The 17,253-nt window shown below is 54.2% G+C and carries 13 protein-coding genes; 7 read left to right on the top strand and 6 right to left on the bottom strand.

Annotated features, from left to right (window positions below):
• Positions 1-71 precede the first annotated feature (71 nt).
• The 5 genes from AC3Y2E_RS26540 to AC3Y2E_RS26520 are packed head-to-tail and all read left to right on the top strand — an operon-like array spanning position 72 to position 4,340.
• A complete protein-coding gene (locus AC3Y2E_RS26540; protein WP_379215815.1) occupies positions 72-674 on the top strand; it encodes a nitroreductase family protein in 603 nt (200 codons plus the stop codon).
• Positions 646-1,686 carry a FecCD family ABC transporter permease gene (locus AC3Y2E_RS26535; RefSeq protein WP_379215813.1) on the top strand — a complete coding sequence of 347 codons (1,041 nt, stop codon included), beginning with the start codon at positions 646-648 and terminating at the stop codon, positions 1,684-1,686. The genes AC3Y2E_RS26540 and AC3Y2E_RS26535 overlap by 29 nt, the downstream gene beginning before the upstream one ends.
• Positions 1,687-2,715, top strand: a complete 1,029-nt coding sequence (locus AC3Y2E_RS26530; protein WP_379215811.1) for a FecCD family ABC transporter permease — start codon at positions 1,687-1,689, stop codon at positions 2,713-2,715.
• 40 nt (positions 2,716-2,755) lie between these two features.
• On the top strand, positions 2,756-3,757 hold the full coding sequence (locus AC3Y2E_RS26525; RefSeq protein ID WP_379215808.1) for an ABC transporter substrate-binding protein: 1,002 nt from the start codon (positions 2,756-2,758) through the stop codon (positions 3,755-3,757).
• A gap of 34 nt (positions 3,758-3,791) precedes the next feature.
• Positions 3,792-4,340, top strand: coding sequence for a nitroreductase family protein (locus tag AC3Y2E_RS26520; protein WP_379215805.1), 549 nt, complete (start codon positions 3,792-3,794; stop codon positions 4,338-4,340).
• 132 nt (positions 4,341-4,472) lie between these two features.
• Here the strand turns inward: AC3Y2E_RS26520 and AC3Y2E_RS26515 are convergent, their stop codons facing one another.
• Positions 4,473-6,137 carry an FAD-dependent oxidoreductase gene (locus AC3Y2E_RS26515; RefSeq protein ID WP_379215803.1) on the bottom strand — a complete coding sequence of 555 codons (1,665 nt, stop codon included), beginning with the start codon at positions 6,135-6,137 and terminating at the stop codon, positions 4,473-4,475.
• 327 nt (positions 6,138-6,464) lie between these two features.
• Between AC3Y2E_RS26515 and AC3Y2E_RS26510 the strand changes: the two genes are divergently transcribed.
• A complete protein-coding gene (locus AC3Y2E_RS26510; RefSeq protein ID WP_379215801.1) occupies positions 6,465-8,624 on the top strand; it encodes a PrsW family glutamic-type intramembrane protease in 2,160 nt (719 codons plus the stop codon).
• On the top strand, positions 8,624-8,953 hold the full coding sequence (locus AC3Y2E_RS26505) for a hypothetical protein (RefSeq protein WP_379215799.1): 330 nt from the start codon (positions 8,624-8,626) through the stop codon (positions 8,951-8,953). Before AC3Y2E_RS26510 ends, AC3Y2E_RS26505 begins: the two co-directional genes overlap by 1 nt.
• Before the next feature lie 89 nt (positions 8,954-9,042).
• Here AC3Y2E_RS26505 and AC3Y2E_RS26500 read toward each other — a convergent pair whose 3' ends face one another.
• The 5 genes from AC3Y2E_RS26500 to AC3Y2E_RS26480 all read right to left on the bottom strand — a co-directional run bounded on the left by AC3Y2E_RS26500 (position 9,043) and on the right by AC3Y2E_RS26480 (position 17,039).
• Entirely contained in the window at positions 9,043-10,236 is a 1,194-nt protein-coding gene (locus AC3Y2E_RS26500; protein ID WP_379215797.1) for a coenzyme F420-0:L-glutamate ligase, read from the bottom strand.
• A 368-nt stretch (positions 10,237-10,604) separates the two neighbouring features.
• Positions 10,605-12,695 carry a putative phage tail protein gene (locus AC3Y2E_RS26495; protein ID WP_379215795.1) on the bottom strand — a complete coding sequence of 697 codons (2,091 nt, stop codon included), beginning with the start codon at positions 12,693-12,695 and terminating at the stop codon, positions 10,605-10,607.
• Positions 12,696-12,722: 27 nt separating this feature from the next.
• Positions 12,723-13,790, bottom strand: coding sequence for a sialidase family protein (locus AC3Y2E_RS26490; RefSeq protein ID WP_379215792.1), 1,068 nt, complete (start codon positions 13,788-13,790; stop codon positions 12,723-12,725).
• Positions 13,791-13,874: 84 nt separating this feature from the next.
• On the bottom strand, positions 13,875-15,209 hold the full coding sequence (locus AC3Y2E_RS26485; RefSeq protein ID WP_379215790.1) for an ABC transporter substrate-binding protein: 1,335 nt from the start codon (positions 15,207-15,209) through the stop codon (positions 13,875-13,877).
• Positions 15,210-15,500: 291 nt separating this feature from the next.
• Complete coding sequence (locus AC3Y2E_RS26480; protein ID WP_379215788.1) at positions 15,501-17,039, bottom strand: exo-alpha-sialidase; 1,539 nt, start codon at positions 17,037-17,039, stop codon at positions 15,501-15,503.
• Positions 17,040-17,253 lie beyond the last annotated feature (214 nt).

Here is a 17,253-nt window from a genome sequence, read left to right as displayed (position 1 = left end):
AGGGCGCTGTTTCTGCATGATCTTTATCGATAATGATTATCAATACCATTGCGTGTTAAAGGGGACATGATATGACTACATCCGCTTTTCAAACAGCCGATACGATCCGGGCGTGGAGACCGACCCGGGAATTCCAACCGGCTCCGGTGTCCGAGGAGCTGATCGGCGAGCTGCTGAACGTGGCCGTCTGGACGCCAAGCCCGGGGCAGCGCGAGCCGTGGCGGTTTCTCTTGTTCATGGGAGACGGGAAACGGACGATAACCGAAGCGATTGTGCGCAACGGCGTCAAGAAGCGCGATCCGGAGAAGTTGATGAGCGTACCGGCGTATTTGATGGTCGTGACCGGGCCGTCTGACGGGGAGAAGCCGCTCCAGTCGGATCAGGATTACGCCGCAGCTTGCTCCTTGATCCAGAACTTCAGGCTGGCCGCCTGGGAACGCGGGCTCGGGGTGACCTGGGTGATGAAGCCGTTCGCGTATCGGCCGGAATTTCTCGCGGAGTGCGGCGTCAGCCCCGGCGAGAGGCTGGCCGGACTGCTGCAGATCGGTTATCCCGATGCGGTGCCGGACGCCCCGACGCCTTCGCCCGCGCAGCACAAATGGACCGTTATTCATTCCGCGCAAACGACGGAGGCATCCGGCATCTATGACGAACGCAACGATTCAGCCGACTAATAAGCCTCCGCTTCGGACCCGTCCTTGGGCGGCTACGCTTATTATCGCAATCGGTCTGGCCGCCATCGCGATCGGCATCGGCTCCTCGATCGTGACCGGCGTCGCCAATATCTCTTACGAGACGGTGTGGCGCGCCTTGATCGATTACGATCCGGGCAACGACCAGCATACGATCATCCGTGAGCTTCGCCTGCCCCGCGCCTTGGCCGGCGCGCTGGTAGGAGCGGCGTTCGCCGTCGCGGGCGCCATCATGCAAGGGATGACCCGCAATCCGATTGCCGATACCGGTCTGCTTGGGATTAATGCCGGGGCAGGATTTGCACTTGTGCTCGTATTCGCTTTCATTCCATGGCTGCCGTTCGAGTATATCATCTTGTTTTCCTTTATCGGGGCTGGGCTTGGTGCTCTGCTCGTGTATGGAATCGCCTTTATGTCCAAAGGCGGCCTATCTCCGCTGAAGCTCGTGCTGGCCGGGGTCGTCGTCGGATCGCTCGTGACCGGCATCAGCCAGGCTCTGTCGCTGCTGTTCCAGATCAACTACGACCTGGCGTTCTGGTCCGCAGGCGGCATATCGACGGCCGAATGGTTCCAGGTGTCGGTCATGATGCCGTGGATCATCGGCGGGCTGCTCGTGTCGATGCTGATCTCCCGCTCGATTACGCTGCTCAGCTTGGGCGAAGACGTAGCCGCGGGGCTCGGCCAGCGTACGCGGCTGGTGAAGGCACTCGGCACCGTCGCTGTCATGGTGCTGGCCGGCGCGTCCGTATCGACGGTCGGCGGGGTCGGCTTTATCGGCCTGATGGTGCCTCATATGGTGCGGTTTCTCGTAGGGGTGGACTACCGCTGGATCATCCCTTGCTCTGCGGTGGTCGGAGGCGTGCTCGTCATCTTCGCGGATATTGCCGCCAAGCTGCTGGCCGCTCCGTACGAGACTCCGCTCGGAGCGGTTATTGCCGTTATGGGCGTTCCCTTCTTCCTGTACTTGGCTCGCAAGGAAAGGAGGGAGCTGTAGATGAACACTCTGCTGTCGTCCACCACCGACCGCAAGAAACGCAGCGTCCGGCTGATCGTTGTGTTCGCCGCTCTGCTCGTGATCGGCTTCATCGTCAGCCTGAACGTCGGGCGTTACAGCATTCCGCCGGTTGAGGTGCTGCAGACGCTGCTCGGCAACGGCACCAAAAAGCAAAATATCGTGCTGTACGACCTCCGTCTACCCCGGATGATTATCGCGGTACTGATGGGCGCGGGGCTCGCCGTATCGGGGGCCGTCCTGCAGGGCATCTCCCGCAACGGGTTGTCCGATCCCGGCATCCTCGGCATCAGCTCCGGTGCCGGACTCGCCGTGCTGCTGTTCGTCTCTTACTATCCGTCCAACAGCGTGGCTCCGCCTTTTATGATGCCGATTCTGGCGCTGGTCGGGGCAGGCTTGACCGCCGTTCTGATCTACCTGATCGCGTACAAAAAAGGTCAAGGCATCTCGCCGACACGCTTGCTGCTCACCGGTATCGCCGTCGGTGCGGGACTAAGCTCGGTCAGCATTATTTTGACGCTCCAGCTGAACCCGCGCAATCTGGAATTTGTCGTCACCTGGCAGATGGGCTCGTTATGGGGCTCGAACTGGAAATACGTCCTTGCCCTGCTTCCCTGGATTATCGTGCTGCTGCCGTTCGTTTATTGGAAGTCCAGGGTACTCAACGTGCTGAAAATGAATGAGGAAATATCGGCAAGCCTCGGCCTGACGATCCATCGGGAACGCCTCGGGCTGCTCGCAGCGGCTGTCGGCCTCGCGGCCGCAAGTGTGGCGATCGGCGGCGGCATCGGCTTCGTCGGCCTGCTCGGCCCTCATATCGCACGGCGGCTCGTCGGACCGCAGCATCAGTATATGCTGCCGATCACGGCGGGAGTCGGCGCGCTGCTCGTCCTGGCCGGCGATACGATCGGCCGCAGTTTTATGGAAACGACCGAGGTGCCCGCAGGCGTCGTCATTTCCCTGCTCGGAGGCCCGTACTTCATCTACTTGTTATTCCGTGCGAAAGTATAAACTATTTCACCCCATTAAACTTGTTATGGAGAATCCGAACATGAAACTATCCTTGAAACGAAACCTGAGTATCGCCTGCCTTTTGTCCGCCTCCCTCGCCCTTGCCGCCTGCGGCAGCGGCGGAGCCGCCGCTCCCGAAGCGGGCGCCGGCGGCACGACTGCAGCTTCGCAGACACCGGCAGCCGGAACCCAGCAGTCCGCGTTTCCCCGCACGATCCAGCACCTGAAGGGGCAGCTGACGCTGAAGCAGCCGCCGGCCAAAATCGCCAGCGTCGACATTATGGCGACTGACTATTTGCTCGTCCTGGATATCGCGCCGATCGTCTCGGAAGGGTTCAGCACGAAGGATCGCTCGCCCATCTTCGGCAAGTACGCGGAAGGTAAAAAAGTAGTCGATCTCGGCGGCAAGACGAATCTGGAGACGCTGCTGGAGATGGAGCCCGACCTGATCGTGATGAGCAGCACCAGCACGAATAAGGTAGACCGGTTCGACGAATTCAACAAGATGGCGGACAGCGTAGTCATCGACTTCTCTCTAGACGCGCCGTCCAGACTGCGAAAGTTTGCGGAGCTCGTCGGGAAGGAGCAAAAAGCCGAGGAAGTGATCGCTTCGTTCAACAAGCTGAAGGAAGAGGCAAAAGCCGTAGCGGCCAAGCATAAGGACGAAAAGGTGCTGTTCCTCATCTCCAACGGCAAAGACTTCACCGTCATTCATCCCGCCAACTTCCCGATCTACTATCAGGATGTTGGTCTGACGCCGGTCCCGGGCTTGCCTCAGGAGGGAAGCATCGGCGGCCGGATCGGCATCGAGGCGCTGACCGAGTTCGCTCCCGACCATATCTTTATCGCGGAAAACCGCAGGCAAATGAATCCGGACAAACCCCAGGAGCTGATCAACATCTGGACGGATAATCCGGTCTGGAAAAACATGAAGGCGGTCAAAAACAATCACGTCTATTCGGTCGACACGCTGGTCGGCGACACGTTCTTCCTCGGTCAGATGGCCGGACTGGAAGCGATCAAACAGCATCTTGGCAAATAACAAAGCAGACGAAGCATCGGGGAGGAGATTACAGATGGAAACGACGACGACATCCGGTCCGGTAGCTGCCGCGATCCGGGAACGCCGGACGATCAAACGGTTCAAGACGGACCCGGTTCCGGAAGAACTGCTGCTGCATTTGCTCGATACGGCAAGCTGGGCGCCCAATCACGGGCTTCGCGAGCCTTGGCGGTTCATTCTGTTTCTGGGAGAAGGCAGACACCGGCTCCTTCAAGCGATTAACGAAAATGCCCGCAAGCCGAAAGATCCCGTCGCGCTTATGCAGGTTCCGGCGTACTTGGTCATCGCGATTCGCGAAGAGGAACGCCCGATCGTGCTGGAGGAAGATACGCTTGCCGCAGCGACGTTCGTGCAGAACTTTCAGCTCGCCGCCTGGGAGCAAGGAGTCGGCGTCAAATGGCTGACCGACCCTTATACGTTCAGACCCGAATTCCGGGCCAGCATCGGCCTCCAGTCGGGAGAGAAGCTGATCGGACTGCTCCAGGTCGGCTATCCCGAGGACATTCCGGCCGCCCGGCCCCGAACGCCTGCAGAGCAAAAGCTTACCGTCATCCGCGTGTAAGACTGTTGAGGAAAATAAAACGAACCTCCGCTCGCCTCTGATTGGCGGGCCGGAGATTCGTTTCGTTTTACGCCCGGTTCGGGCTTTGTCCTGTCCGGGTTGTGAGTGAATCCTTCCCGAATGCTGCCGCGATTAACGCCCCCGCTGCCCCGCCGCATACTGGGACATCGCATACGTTCTGTAGCCGCCGGTTACGTTTTTGACCCGATATCCGTGCTGGGTCAATATTCGGGAAGCGACATGTCCCCTCACGCCGACGGCGCAATAGGCGTAAATCTCTTGATCCTTATCTAATTCGTGCATCCGGCTGCGCAGCTCGTCAACCGGAATATGGACAGCCCCTTCAATATGCCCTTTGTCGTATTCGGCTTTCGTTCTGACGTCGAGAACGATCTGCTCGCCTTCCGTTCTTTGGTCCACATCCTTATACGTAACTACCTCGGCCAGCCCGTCCAGGATGTTCCCTGCCAAGTATCCCGCCATATTAACCGGGTCTTTAGCCGACGAGAACGGCGGAGCGTAAGACAGCTCCAATTCGGCCAAGTCGTACACCGTTCCGCCCAAGCGTTGTACCGTGGAGATTACGTCCATCCGTTTATCCACGCCCTCCGAGCCGAACGCTTGCGCGCCCAGCAGCTTGCCCTGTCCATTAAACAGCAGCTTGATCGCGATCGGAGCGGCGCCGGGATAATAGGCGGCATGCGAATTCGGGTGCACGTACAGCACGTGGTACGGAATTCCCAGACGCTGCAGCGCCCTCTCGTTGTTGCCGGTACTGGCGCCGGTCAGGCCGAATATTTTAATAATCGCGGTGCCCTGCGTCCCCTTGTACGCCGATTCCAGACCGCAGATGTGATCCGCGGCGATCCGGCCCTGCTTGTTCGCAGGTCCGGCCAGCGGTATCGCCGTCACGTTGCTGTTGACGTAATCATTCACCTCCACCGCGTCTCCTACCGCATAGACGCCTTCTTTATTCGTCTGCATATGCCCGTTTACTTGGATATGGCCGCGCGGTCCGAGCCCGATACCCGAATCTTTCAGGAAGCCCGTATCTGGAGTGACGCCGATCGCCAGAATGACCATATCGGCCGATAGAGCCGTTCCGCTGTCCAGCAACACTTCGATCCCTTGATCGTGCTCCCGGAATTCCTTCACCCCGTCGCCGAGGTACAGCAGCACGCCGTGATCCTCCAGCTCCTTCTCGGCGAAGGCGACCATCTCCGTATCGAACGGAGCAAGCACATGGGGAGCGGCTTCCACCAAGGCAACCTCCAGTCCCCTCTGCCGCAAGTTCTCAGCCATCTCCACGCCGATAAAGCCGCCTCCGACTACAATCGCGCTTTTCACGTTCTGCTGATCGACATGCGCCTTGATCCGGTCCGTATCCGGAATGTTCCTGAGCGTATAAATAAGCCCGCTCTCCATTCCCGGTATCGGAGGCTTCATCGGCTTGGCGCCCGGTGATAAGATCAGGAAATCGTACGACTCCTCGTAGATTCCCTTATCCGTGCTGCGGACCTCTACCCGCTTCCGCTCCGGATCGACCCGGATCACTTCGCTGTGGGTCCGGATGTCCAGGTTGAACCGGGCCTTCATCCCTTCGGGTGTTTGGACCATCAGCTTGGACCGCTCTTGAATCGTCTCCCCGATATAATAAGGCAACCCGCAGTTGGCGAATGAAATGTATCCGTCCCGCTCGAACAATATAATATCCGCATGCTCATCCAGTCTCCTTAGTCTGGCTGCCGCTGACGCACCTCCCGCTACTCCTCCGACGATAAGGATCTTTTTCTTCATAGGGAACTCCCTCCGCTTTTTTCATTTACTCATACATGTATGGGTATATTTCTAGTTTACCTAATTTCCCGCCTCCTGTCCTGTGATTTTGATTACAATGTTGAAAACTTTCATGAAGTCAGTGTCTCAGCGCCACCGCGATGCTCCTTGTCCTACCCTGGATTCGGTAATCCCGCCTCGTTAAATTAGTCTATATGACTATGATCTTGGCCCTTTTGCCACTTCCTGGCGATTTGCGGCAATCGTTATGATAGGAAGCGAACCCACCTATCACGCTGCAGGCGGGATGCCTGAACCCGCCGTATCCAGCTGCAAAAGGAGACCGACATGAATACGATCTGGCACGTTCGCACCGGAATCCGAGATCGGCTTGAATCGATGTACCGGGTTTGCCAAACATGGATTTCGAAATATCCGTTGATCCGGACGGCTTACGCGGTTTGGATGTGGTTTTCGCTGCTCGCCTTCGTCGCCAGCTTGTTTTTCATGAAAGAATCGCGTACGATGGTCGTTCAGTATTTATGGTCGTTTTATGTGCTGCTGCAATTTTGGTTTTTATGCCGGAGCAAAACGCTGCCGTGGAAGCACACGGTATGGTTCGTGCTCGCCGGTGTGTTCGTAGTCGTGCCGCTGAATACGCTGACGCTTACGACGATCCATGCGATTTTCGGCGGCAAAACGTCGGCTACCTGGTCTGTAGCTGTGGTTACGCCGATTTTCGAGGAATTGTGGAAGCTCCTCCCTTTGGGCTTGTTTCTATTGTTCTCCCGCCGCGCTTCCGCGTTGAGCTTAACCGACTATGCGCTGATCGGCGGCGCAACCGGCACCGGATTTCAACTGATGGAGGAACTCACCCGCCGCTGGCTGAATTCCGGCGCCTTGTCGGACAAATACGGCTACAGCTATACGCTGCTTGGCGGTGAAACGATCCATTGGGACTTCTTCACCCTGTTTCCCGGGTACTTCGAGGAAAGTTTGGCGCCCTCGTTAATGACCGTCGGTCATCCCGTACATACCGCCCTGATCGCGCTCGGCTGCGGGATCGCCTGCCGGCTGCGGCCCCGGCTGACGAGGTGGGTGTGGCTGCTCCCGGCGCTCCTCCTGCTGTGGGCGATCCTGAATCATGCGGCCTATAACGGCCAATATAAGCTGCCGGACTGGGTGTTCGCCCTGCATGAATGGACTGGCGACGGGTACACGACTCAGCCCGTATTCCTTATGATGCTGGCTATGGCACTGATCGCCGACTATGCGCTGTTGAACAAGGTGCGCAGTCGTCTGCCGTCGCTGCCGGGAGAGCGGTTCCTCAACCCGTTCACCGAGCTGTGGAACATCGGCTCCTCCCTCTTGCGGGACCGGGGGAAGTTCGTGTACGGGCTGGAGTTTTACCGGGGGCGGAGGGAGCTCGGCTTCAACCTGCTGTACGGGAATGAAGAAGCTGCCGGCATACAGGAACACGTGCGGGAGCGGACGAAAGTGTTCTACCAGGCGCTGACCACAGTCGCGATGATCCTCCTCGCCGCCGGACTGTTCGCAGGTTTGGGGACTTATGCCGCCGGCGGCGACACGGCCTGCTTCGCCTGTATGTTCGATTCGCTGCAAAATTGGTGGGATCGGCTCGAATGGTATGAGCAGGCCGGAATCGTCCTTGGCGCGCTAGCGTTGTCCCTGCTGTTCGTCGGGTTCTGGCCGGCGCTCGGCATCGCGATGACGGTGGCGGGAATTGCCGGCAGCGGGCACCAGATCGCCAGTTATATCCGCGACCCGCGGAAGATGCTGACTCCGGACAATGTGCTCGCTATCGCGACAGGCATCGTGCTCAGCCGAATTCCTTTCGGCAGAGCGCTCGGCTGGCTGGGTCAGAAAGGACGCGCCTATGTGCGCAAGCTCTTCGACAAGATCGGTACCCGGAAGCCGAAAGTGGACGTTCCGGAGAAGCCTCCGTCAACCGGCGGCCGGATCACCGGCAAACATCCGGAGAAGCCGAACGAGCCGCGCAAGCCGGATGAGGATGCCAAGCCAAAGGATAAAACGGACGAAGACAATGACGATGGAGTGCCCCCGACAGGGAAAACCTATAACGAAGTCGAAATAGTCGACCATCGGGGAAGTCCGCTCGGCGAATTTGACGAAATCGACGTAGAAAAAGGAGTTTTCTACGAAGACAAAACAGCCAAAGGGCTGGATCGCCTTAACCCGCGGACGGGTCAACCCGCGCAGACGCCGCAGCAATTTGCCGACAAGCAAATTCTCGGAAAAACGCGGACGCGTATTCAAAACCTGGCCCAAGCCGCCGCGACCCGGCCGACGACCAACGGATCGCCCGAAGTACCCAGTCTGGAACAGATCAAGTCGATCCGCAGCTTCGTATTCCGGCTGGACGGCAATACCCCGGAGCTGCAATGCGCTGTCGAAAACAGCCTGAACCAGCTGAGACACGAATTTCCGGATTATACCTTTAACGTTATATTTGGAGGGAAACCGTAATGTCCATTAGTGCATTTGTACCTGATCCCGTCAACAGCTTTGAACGGCAATTCCATATTCCCGTTGCGGCGGAAGCTTTCTTTGCCGAATACTGGGAGCCTGTTGCAGAACAACTGGGCCTCCAGTGGGTCCCCCTCTTCTCCACCGGCATCGACATCACGAAGGAAGACTTGCCGGCAGTGCTGGATGAACTGTCCCGGCTGAAAGAATGGGCTTCGAATCAGCCCGGAGAAGAACGGATCGCCAAGCTGGCGAGCCGGATCGAGCTGCTGCAGACCGAGCTGCCCAAAGCGTTGGAGCGGGACGGGGCCGTCGTCTATATCGGGTAACCCGCGGCCGGTATCGGATCAGGTGTATACAAGAAGCGGCAGTCCCGAACCTTCGTGAGAAGTTCCGGGCTGCCGCTTTTTCCTGCATCTTATTTCGTGTAATTATCGAAGTAGCCTTGAATGTACACAATCGGCGTCCCTTTGTCTCCGCTGCCCGAGGTGAGGTCGGATAACGAACCGATCAGATCGGTTAACTGCCGCGGGGTCGTGCCTTGCGATTCCATGGCGCCGACCAGATCCGCTTCCTTGTTCGTAATGAACTCGGAGATCGCCTGCTTCAATTCCTCGCCGCGCAGACCGGCAAAGTTGTTGTCCGCCAAATATTTCAGCTTCACTTCGTTCGGCGTCCCGTTCAGACCGGCCGTATAGGCAGGGGATACTACAGGATCGGCCAATTCCCATATTTTACCGACCGGATCTTTAAAAGCCCCGTCCCCGTAGATCATCACTTCGACCTGATTGCCCGTCTTCTCGCGAAGCGTCTGCTGAATCCGGTCCACGACCGGCTGGCAATCGCGCGGGAACAATTTCACACTTTCCTCCGTCGATTTGTTGGAGCCCAACAGGCCGTACGATTCGTTATAACCGCTTCCGTCAACCGGGGAAGACAAGATCTCATCGAGGCTGTACACCTTCTGTCCGCCGTTTGCCTTCAGAATGCGCTTCGTCCGGAATCGTGAATGAATATCGCAAGTCAGAACGTCCTTCGTGTACTCCAGAATCGTCTTCGGATGGTTGGAGAAAATGACTTCGCATTCCGCGCCCACATCCTCGATCAGCGATTTGTAGTACGTGATGTAATCGACGCCTGTGAAGCGGTGCTTATTGTAGCCGAAAGCTTCACGGAACTGCGCTTCGGTCAATACGTCCGTCCAAGGGTTAATCCCTTTCTCATCCAGCAGATCTATATCCACCAGCTGGTTGCCCACCTCATCGGATGGATAGCTGAGCATCAGCACGATTTTTTTGACGCGTTTCGCGAGACCGCGCAGCACAATCGAGAACCGGTTGCGGCTCAAAATCGGGAAAATCACGCCAATCGTGGCGTCATGGCCAAATTTGGCAAACACATCGGCTGCAATATGATCAATCGTCGCGTAGTTGCCTTGCGCGCGCGCAACTATCGACTCGGTAACGGTTACAATATCTTTATCCCTGATGGTGAAGCCTTCTACGGACGCGGCCTTCAATACGCTGTCTACTACGATATCTTCAATGCAGTCCCCTTTATTAATAATGGGACAACGAAGCCCTCTAACAACCGTTCCAACCACTCTTTCCACTCTGATCGCTCCCAACAACAAATTGAATAAAGTGCCACTCCTGTACCATACCCTATATGTCCACTATAAGTAAAATGAACATATTCGATATCAGCTATAAACTCGATTTATAGCCCACTTCAAATAGACCCCTGAAAATAAAATTCAGAGACCTTGATGCCACTGTATTAATCTAGCCACAAATCGTCCGAGAATGCAAGAAAACCAATCATGAAAGTTTATTTGCCACCTGATCCTTGCGTTCCCCATGCACCGCATCGTTAACACCAAGAAATGCCGAACGATAATGAAAGAAAGACCAATCAAATCAAAAAATTTGATTGGTCTGGCCTCAATCATTTTGTCTCACTTCGTCGTGCTTATTAAATTTAGTAAAATAAATGAATTTTGTAGCTCCGCGTACTTCCCCTGCGGTTCTCCATATAGATTTTGCCATTTGTGGTTGAGATATTGATGCTTCCGTCCGAACCTGTCGTTCCACTGAGAACCGTGTTATGGATGAGATTAAGGTTAGCCGTGTCACCGCCCATATGAGTGACGAAGCTATTGGATGATGCAGCTCTGAACGCAAGCACGGCGCTGGGACCTGAGGACAAATTGGAATTAATGAACATCATGCCCGAAAACGTATTCGTCGGTACGTCCAGCACCAGCACTTCATCGTCGTTAATATTGAACTGCCCGACATTCGCCGAAGAACCGCTTCCGATCGGCATAGCGCTTGTGATCGATTGAACCTCGAGCGACTGCAGCACCGTTCTTCCGTTGCTTACCGTAGCGATCTCCGTGCGCGTGATGGCAGCTGGAAAGTGGGTAGCGTTGGGAGCGACGTTGCTGCGGATAATCGCGATCTGATCGGTGCCGATCCATGCGCCGCTCGGGGACTTTCCCGCATACGGGCCATAATTGAGCGTCGACTGATCCGAATAAGTTGCCGTTATATCCGCTCCAGTAGAGCTATAAACAACATTCGAGCCTTTCGGTTCGCTGTGGCAGTTGTCGAATACAATCTCATAGGAACGATCCATCACGACTCTTGCAAATTCGACCGTGGCAAACCGGCAGTTCGTAAACCTGTTCTTGCGGAGCCTTCCTTGAGAAGTGCTCCCTCTTCGACCGTCTATAGCAACACAGCAAGGTATTGTATCGATGTTCTCGTTCGCATAGTTAAGCGGAGATAACGGATCGGCGAACCTCCGCTTGCCATGATGATCATAGCTGAAAAATGTGCAGTCGATCGCATGAAAATCCGACGCTCCGCCGCCACCACGACCGCCGTGCGTAGATAACACCGTGTTCGTCTCCGCATCGTAGTACGTACCACTTGCGCTCATCTTCGCACCGAAAATCGCCAGTCCCTTCACCCCGCCCCAGCAGAACACTTTGTAAATGCTCATCTGGTCGGCACACTTGATAGCGTCTCCGCTCGGATATGTAACACCATCGGGGCTTGTGAACTCGGCGGTAGTCGCGCCTCTCGTCACATCAACATAGATGCACGCTATTCTCCAGTAGCCCATAACTTTTAGGTTAGTCAGGACGACCTCGGGACGGCAGCCGTTCATGATCCCTACGTCGAAATCGGCGCCTCGATTGGAAGGCGAAGTGTCGGTAAAGTCGCAGTACAGCGATAAAGAAAAATCCCGCAAATGTACGGCATCCGCTTGAATATTGATGCCAGTCGATATGGGATTGTCATTTGGGTCAAGCGCCGTCTCGGGAGCCAAACGGCGCGTTTTGCGATAGCGCTGTCCTTCGCCCGTACAGACGATGCCCGTAATCGGCTTATGCAGCCAAGGTTCCGCTCCGTATGCTTTGCCGGAGCTGTATCCGTGCATAAGCTGGCCTTGTGTTACGAATAGCAGTTCTTTTTGATGGTTGCGGTAAACGCTTCGCAATTCGACCGTCAGACCGGTATCGATGGCGGCTTGCAAGGCGTAATGATCGTTGTTGCCCGTATTCGTTAACGGATCGTAGTTCCCGTACGCGCCGAACATATCAGGGGACACCGGCACCGCATCCAATCGTTCAAAACAACCCGTTCCCGAAGGGGCGCTTTCCCCGGTTCCAATCAAATAACCGAGACCGTCGTCGGACCAGCCGTAGGGCACAGTCGGACTGAAGACGGTGCCGCCGTTATGGTCGGCTTTCGGTCTGGACGGATTCCAGCGGAACAAGCCCCCTCCCCGCGGGGCAGACGAACCGGAACCGGGATGATAGCCGATCAGATGGTAAGTGATGTCGTTGTCCAGGTGAACGGTTGCGAACTGCGTAACGTCAAACAGCCTAATGCAGCAATGTTTAGGGCCTTTGCCCGAGTCACTGTACACGGAGGCGGAGACGGTAGTTTCTCCGTTAAGCGAGTGGAGCATCCCGCCGGCTACGACGGCAGCTCCTGTAGCGCCGAGCGAAGCAAGCATCGTTCTGCGGCTGATCTTTTCGTTTTGTTGTGAATCCATTGAAATCCTCTCCTCATTTCAACTCGGCTAGGCCTTATTCACAATTTGCTTTAGAAACGATTTGTCGGAAACGATCTTGCCGTTTATAATGTCTTCCTCCGTCACGCTGGCCAACAATATTTCCTTGCTGTCCTTTCGCTCGAAGTCATAAATGATATAAATTCGGCCATCCTCCGCCTGCACTCCATCCGGGTAACTTACCTGCACGCGCTCGTCAAGCAACAAATGCCCGTACCAGCTAAGGCCGTCATCCTCGGACAGCATTGCGGTCAGATGACTTCTGCGTCTATACATATAGTGGTTGACAAGCAGCAGTTTGCCGGACTGCAGCCTTCTAATGAAGAAGCGCGATCCGGGGCCTCCAAGGGGAGATTGAATGCCCTTTGTCCACGTTATGCCTCCGTCATACGAGCTGCTGGCTCCGATCCCGTACGTAGTCCGTACGAGCATCCATAAGCTGTTGTCCTTGCGCTCCACGATCATATGCTCGTCATATTCCCGGTTGGGAACGTCGGCGAAGCCAATTTTTTGGAACGTCTTGCCCTGGTCCGCGGAATGGTATACATTGGAATAGCGTTCCTCGGGCAAGTCGTTGATCGGCGATTGCTTGAATTCCCAAACCGCAATAGGCAGCAGCCATTCGCCATTGGCCAGAACCGTTGGCTTATTCATCATGATGCCATCCGCAATACGTCTCGACTCCAACCATACCGGGTTGGCGCTGTCCGAATTGTCGCAGATGGAAGCGAAGACGCCGGCCCTGCCATCGTAATGGGTATAGCTTTGGCTCCAGAACAGCCATAGCCGGCCAGTCGGATCGTGCCATAAGCAGGGGTCGAATGCCCGGACTTGTCCGGGAGGATCGATTACATACTTCAGATCCGACCAATTCTTTCCTCCGTCTTCACTCGTTACCAGCGTTACATAGTTGTCAGGCCCTTCCGTTTCGCCGCCGCTGTAGAACGCAGCCCACAGCCTTCCGCTCCTCGAGCATTCAATTCCCGGAATGCCTTGGAACAGGCGGGATGAATAAGAGTCATCTTTAACCGGGGCCACAGGCGCTGGGCGCAGCGACAAGTCTTTTTCTTCTGTCATCGTTTTGTTGCTCCTTTTTATCAATAGGTGCCAGTAAATTTGCAGAATTTACTGCTTCGTCAAGTCCTCACGGACATTAGCCTCTTATTTGCTCTTCGCCTTCTCGGCCTCAATCGCTTTGTTTGCCGCATCATCGGCATCGCGCAATGCTGTGTTAACGTCCTTTTTACCCGAATGAATATCTTTTGGCAAGTTGTTCAGTATACCTTGGACTACTCCGTCGTATTCGCTTGGAATTCTCGCAGGAGCACGGTCGAGCTTGAAGACGGCGCCCGTATTTTTGCCTTTGGCAAAATCGACTTCCTTCAGGAATTCGTCTTTGATGCTTTGCTTTTTCAGAACAGGAATAATCCCTCCGCGGGACAGCATGCCTTGCACTTCATCGGAGAGTACCGTTTCCACAACCCGGAAAGCGTCTTCCTGGTACTTGCTCGTTTTTGTAATCATGATGTGGTTGGGGATCGGAGTGGCGCCTAGTTTAGGTTGGTCGGGGAATACGGGCAGCGTGACCATATCCCAGTTGAACGTTTTTTTCGTTTCCTCGCTTGCGGAGATCCCATTGAACACGTTATTGAATCCGGACACGAACATCGCCAGATTGCGATCCTTCAAGAAAGCCTTTTCATTATCCGCATAAGTCGTCGTAATAAACTCGCTGCCCGGTATTTTATAAAACTTGTCGAACGTTTCAAACAGTGTTTTCCATGATTGTGTGTTGAAAGATGCCTTCTTTGTGGACGGATTCACATAGGTAGCGCTTAACTGGTTGTAGGCGTTAAGGGCGAAAAATTCTATGGACCTATACTTCACGCCGGCATCGGTACGCACTATTTTTTTGGCAATATCATAAATCTGGTCCCATGTCATGAGATCTTTCGGATAAGCGACGCCAAATTTATCGAAAATATCTTTGTTATAAAACAGAACGATAGTGCCGTTCATAAAGGGCATGGAATAAAGTCCGTTTCTATTGGAGTATGCGCGGATAAAATCCAGTTGGGCGTCCTCAATCCGGTTAAAATCGAAGTTTAGTTTGTTGGCGATCGGAGTTATGTCGCCCGTCAGGGCGAGGTCACTGTACGTAAATATGCTTGCGGGACCGTTCGTAATGAGATCCGGAGTTTCCCCGCTCGCTACGAGATCGTTGATTGTCGTTCCTTTTCCCGAAAGTACAAATTTCAGTGTAATGTGCGGATATTTTTTCTGAACAGGCTCCTGCACATACTTGGTGAATTGTTCCTCATTCATCGTGCCGGCTGTTCCGCTGAAAAACGTAAGTGTTACCGGCTCATGTGCGGCGAGCTTATTGTCTTGCGACGTGACCTCACTGCTGTTCGGAGTATTGCCGCATGACCCCAGAATCATAGACATGGATAAGGTCAGCATTATACCAGCAATCGTCGTCAGTTTCTTCCTCATTGCCGCATCTCCTCGCATCATTTTGAAAGCTTTCCTGGACATAACCGTGATCCCCCTGGAGCATCTTCATTTACAAGCTGGCCTCACCTCTTAATTCAAAACGTAAGCGCTTTATCTACAATTAGTCTAGCAAAAGTGGTAACTTGTTGTATTTGGCTGCAGCGAACATAAAAGTTAGCACCTGCGTATGCCGGCTTTCCGAGTTCAAAAAAACTGACACGAGCACAAAAAAGGCGAGAAGTATCTTCCGCCTTTCACTGGGATCGAACCGCAATATTTAGAGAGAGCCTGTTAATGATTGGAACGCATAATAAACTCGGATGCACCGCAAGTTTCTTTATATTTGCGAACGTACTGGGACGGCGATAGGCCGATCGCATTTTTGAAGGCGCGGCTGAACGTATGGATCGATTCATACTGCATGATCTTAGCTATTTGCGTAATGCTTAATGTATCTGCCTCCAGCAGATCTAACGTTTTTTTCCATTTCCTTTTATTGTAATAATTTTGCAGAGCGATGCCCAGCTCTTTCGTAAACAAACGCGACAAATGCGTCAAGCTGTATCCCAACGCGTCTGAAACTTCTTTTAAATCCCGAATCGTCATCAGATGCTCTTCAATATATTGGATCGCTTGTTGGACACTAGCTTTCGCATCGTCGTCCATCTCAGCGCTTTGATGGTTGGAATTGTTGTCCAACAGCATATTGCGGTATTTCAGTAGCATTAGCATATTCTTATCATGCTTCTCGCTTTTTTCCAATCCCGCCTTATCAACGAGTACTTTTAACCGGGCATTCGGTGATATGCAGCAACCGGCAATGATATCTTCCTCTGTGACAACCGCCATTAATATTTCCATATTCCGATTGCGTTCCCTATCGTATATCAAATAGATGGTACCGTCCGCCGTCTCAATACCATCTGGATACGACACATTGCTGCGTTCGTCGAGAAGCAGTCCATCATTCCATGTGACGCCGTCGTCGTCGGACAATTGTGCGGTCAGATGACTGCGGTCTCGGAAGCCGTAATGATTAACCAGAAGCAGTCGTCCCGAACGAAGCCTCCGGATGAAAAAGCGCGAATTCGGACCGCCGAGTCGGGTCGGTTTCCCCGGACTCCATGTGATTCCCTTATCGAACGAAACGCTCTCGCCGATGCCGTACGTCGTCCGAACGAGCATCCACAAGCTACCGTCTTTTCTCTCCACGATCATATGCTCGTCACAATGCCGATTCGGAACGTTTGCAAACCCCCGTTTACTAAAAGTCGCGCCCTGGTCGGTTGATACGAAAACGTTGGAATAACATTCATCCGGTATGCTGCTGTTTTTGAACACCCAGACCGCAATCGGAAATAGCCATTCCCCGGTGGACAGTACGGTCGGTTTGTTCAGCATGATCCCATTTGCAATTCGTCTAGGCGCAGACCATTGTGGACTGGCGTCATCGGGATTGGAGCAAATGGAAGCCCAAACGCCGCATCTTCCGTCATATAAGCCGTAGCTTTGCGCCCAAAACAGCCATAAACGATTTAACGGATCGAGCCATAGGCAAGGGTCGAATGCTCTAACTCTTCCTGGCGGATCGATAACCAGCAACGGAGAAGACCAGTGTCGACCGTCGTCATCACTTATCGTAACCAATACGTAATTTTCGGGTCCTTCGGCGGTTCCCCCGCTGTAATAAGCAGCCCACAACCGGGCGTTGCCCGTTCTCTCGATTGCCGGAATCCCTTGGAATCTGCGAAACGGCGCCGCATACTCCTCACTCGGGGCCCTATTCAGATTAACCGCTTTCAAAGCCAGGTCTCTTTCATCGATCATCATAGCAAGCAGTCCCCCTTATAGCTACCTCATTGTTGTTATAATGACTCTGCCGCATCTCGATCATACCCAAGTATGTTATTTCAGTCTACCAAAGCGAAAATACTTTGTATTTGGCACTAACCAGCATAAAATGTTGCAACGAAGATGAAGATAAGCGAATATTTTGAAAACAATTTTTATGAGAAATATTTTATCTGATCGGTTAAATGAAAAG

This window comes from Paenibacillus sp. MAH-35 (assembly GCF_058135425.1).
This window is presented reverse-complemented; position numbering and strand designations above follow the sequence as displayed.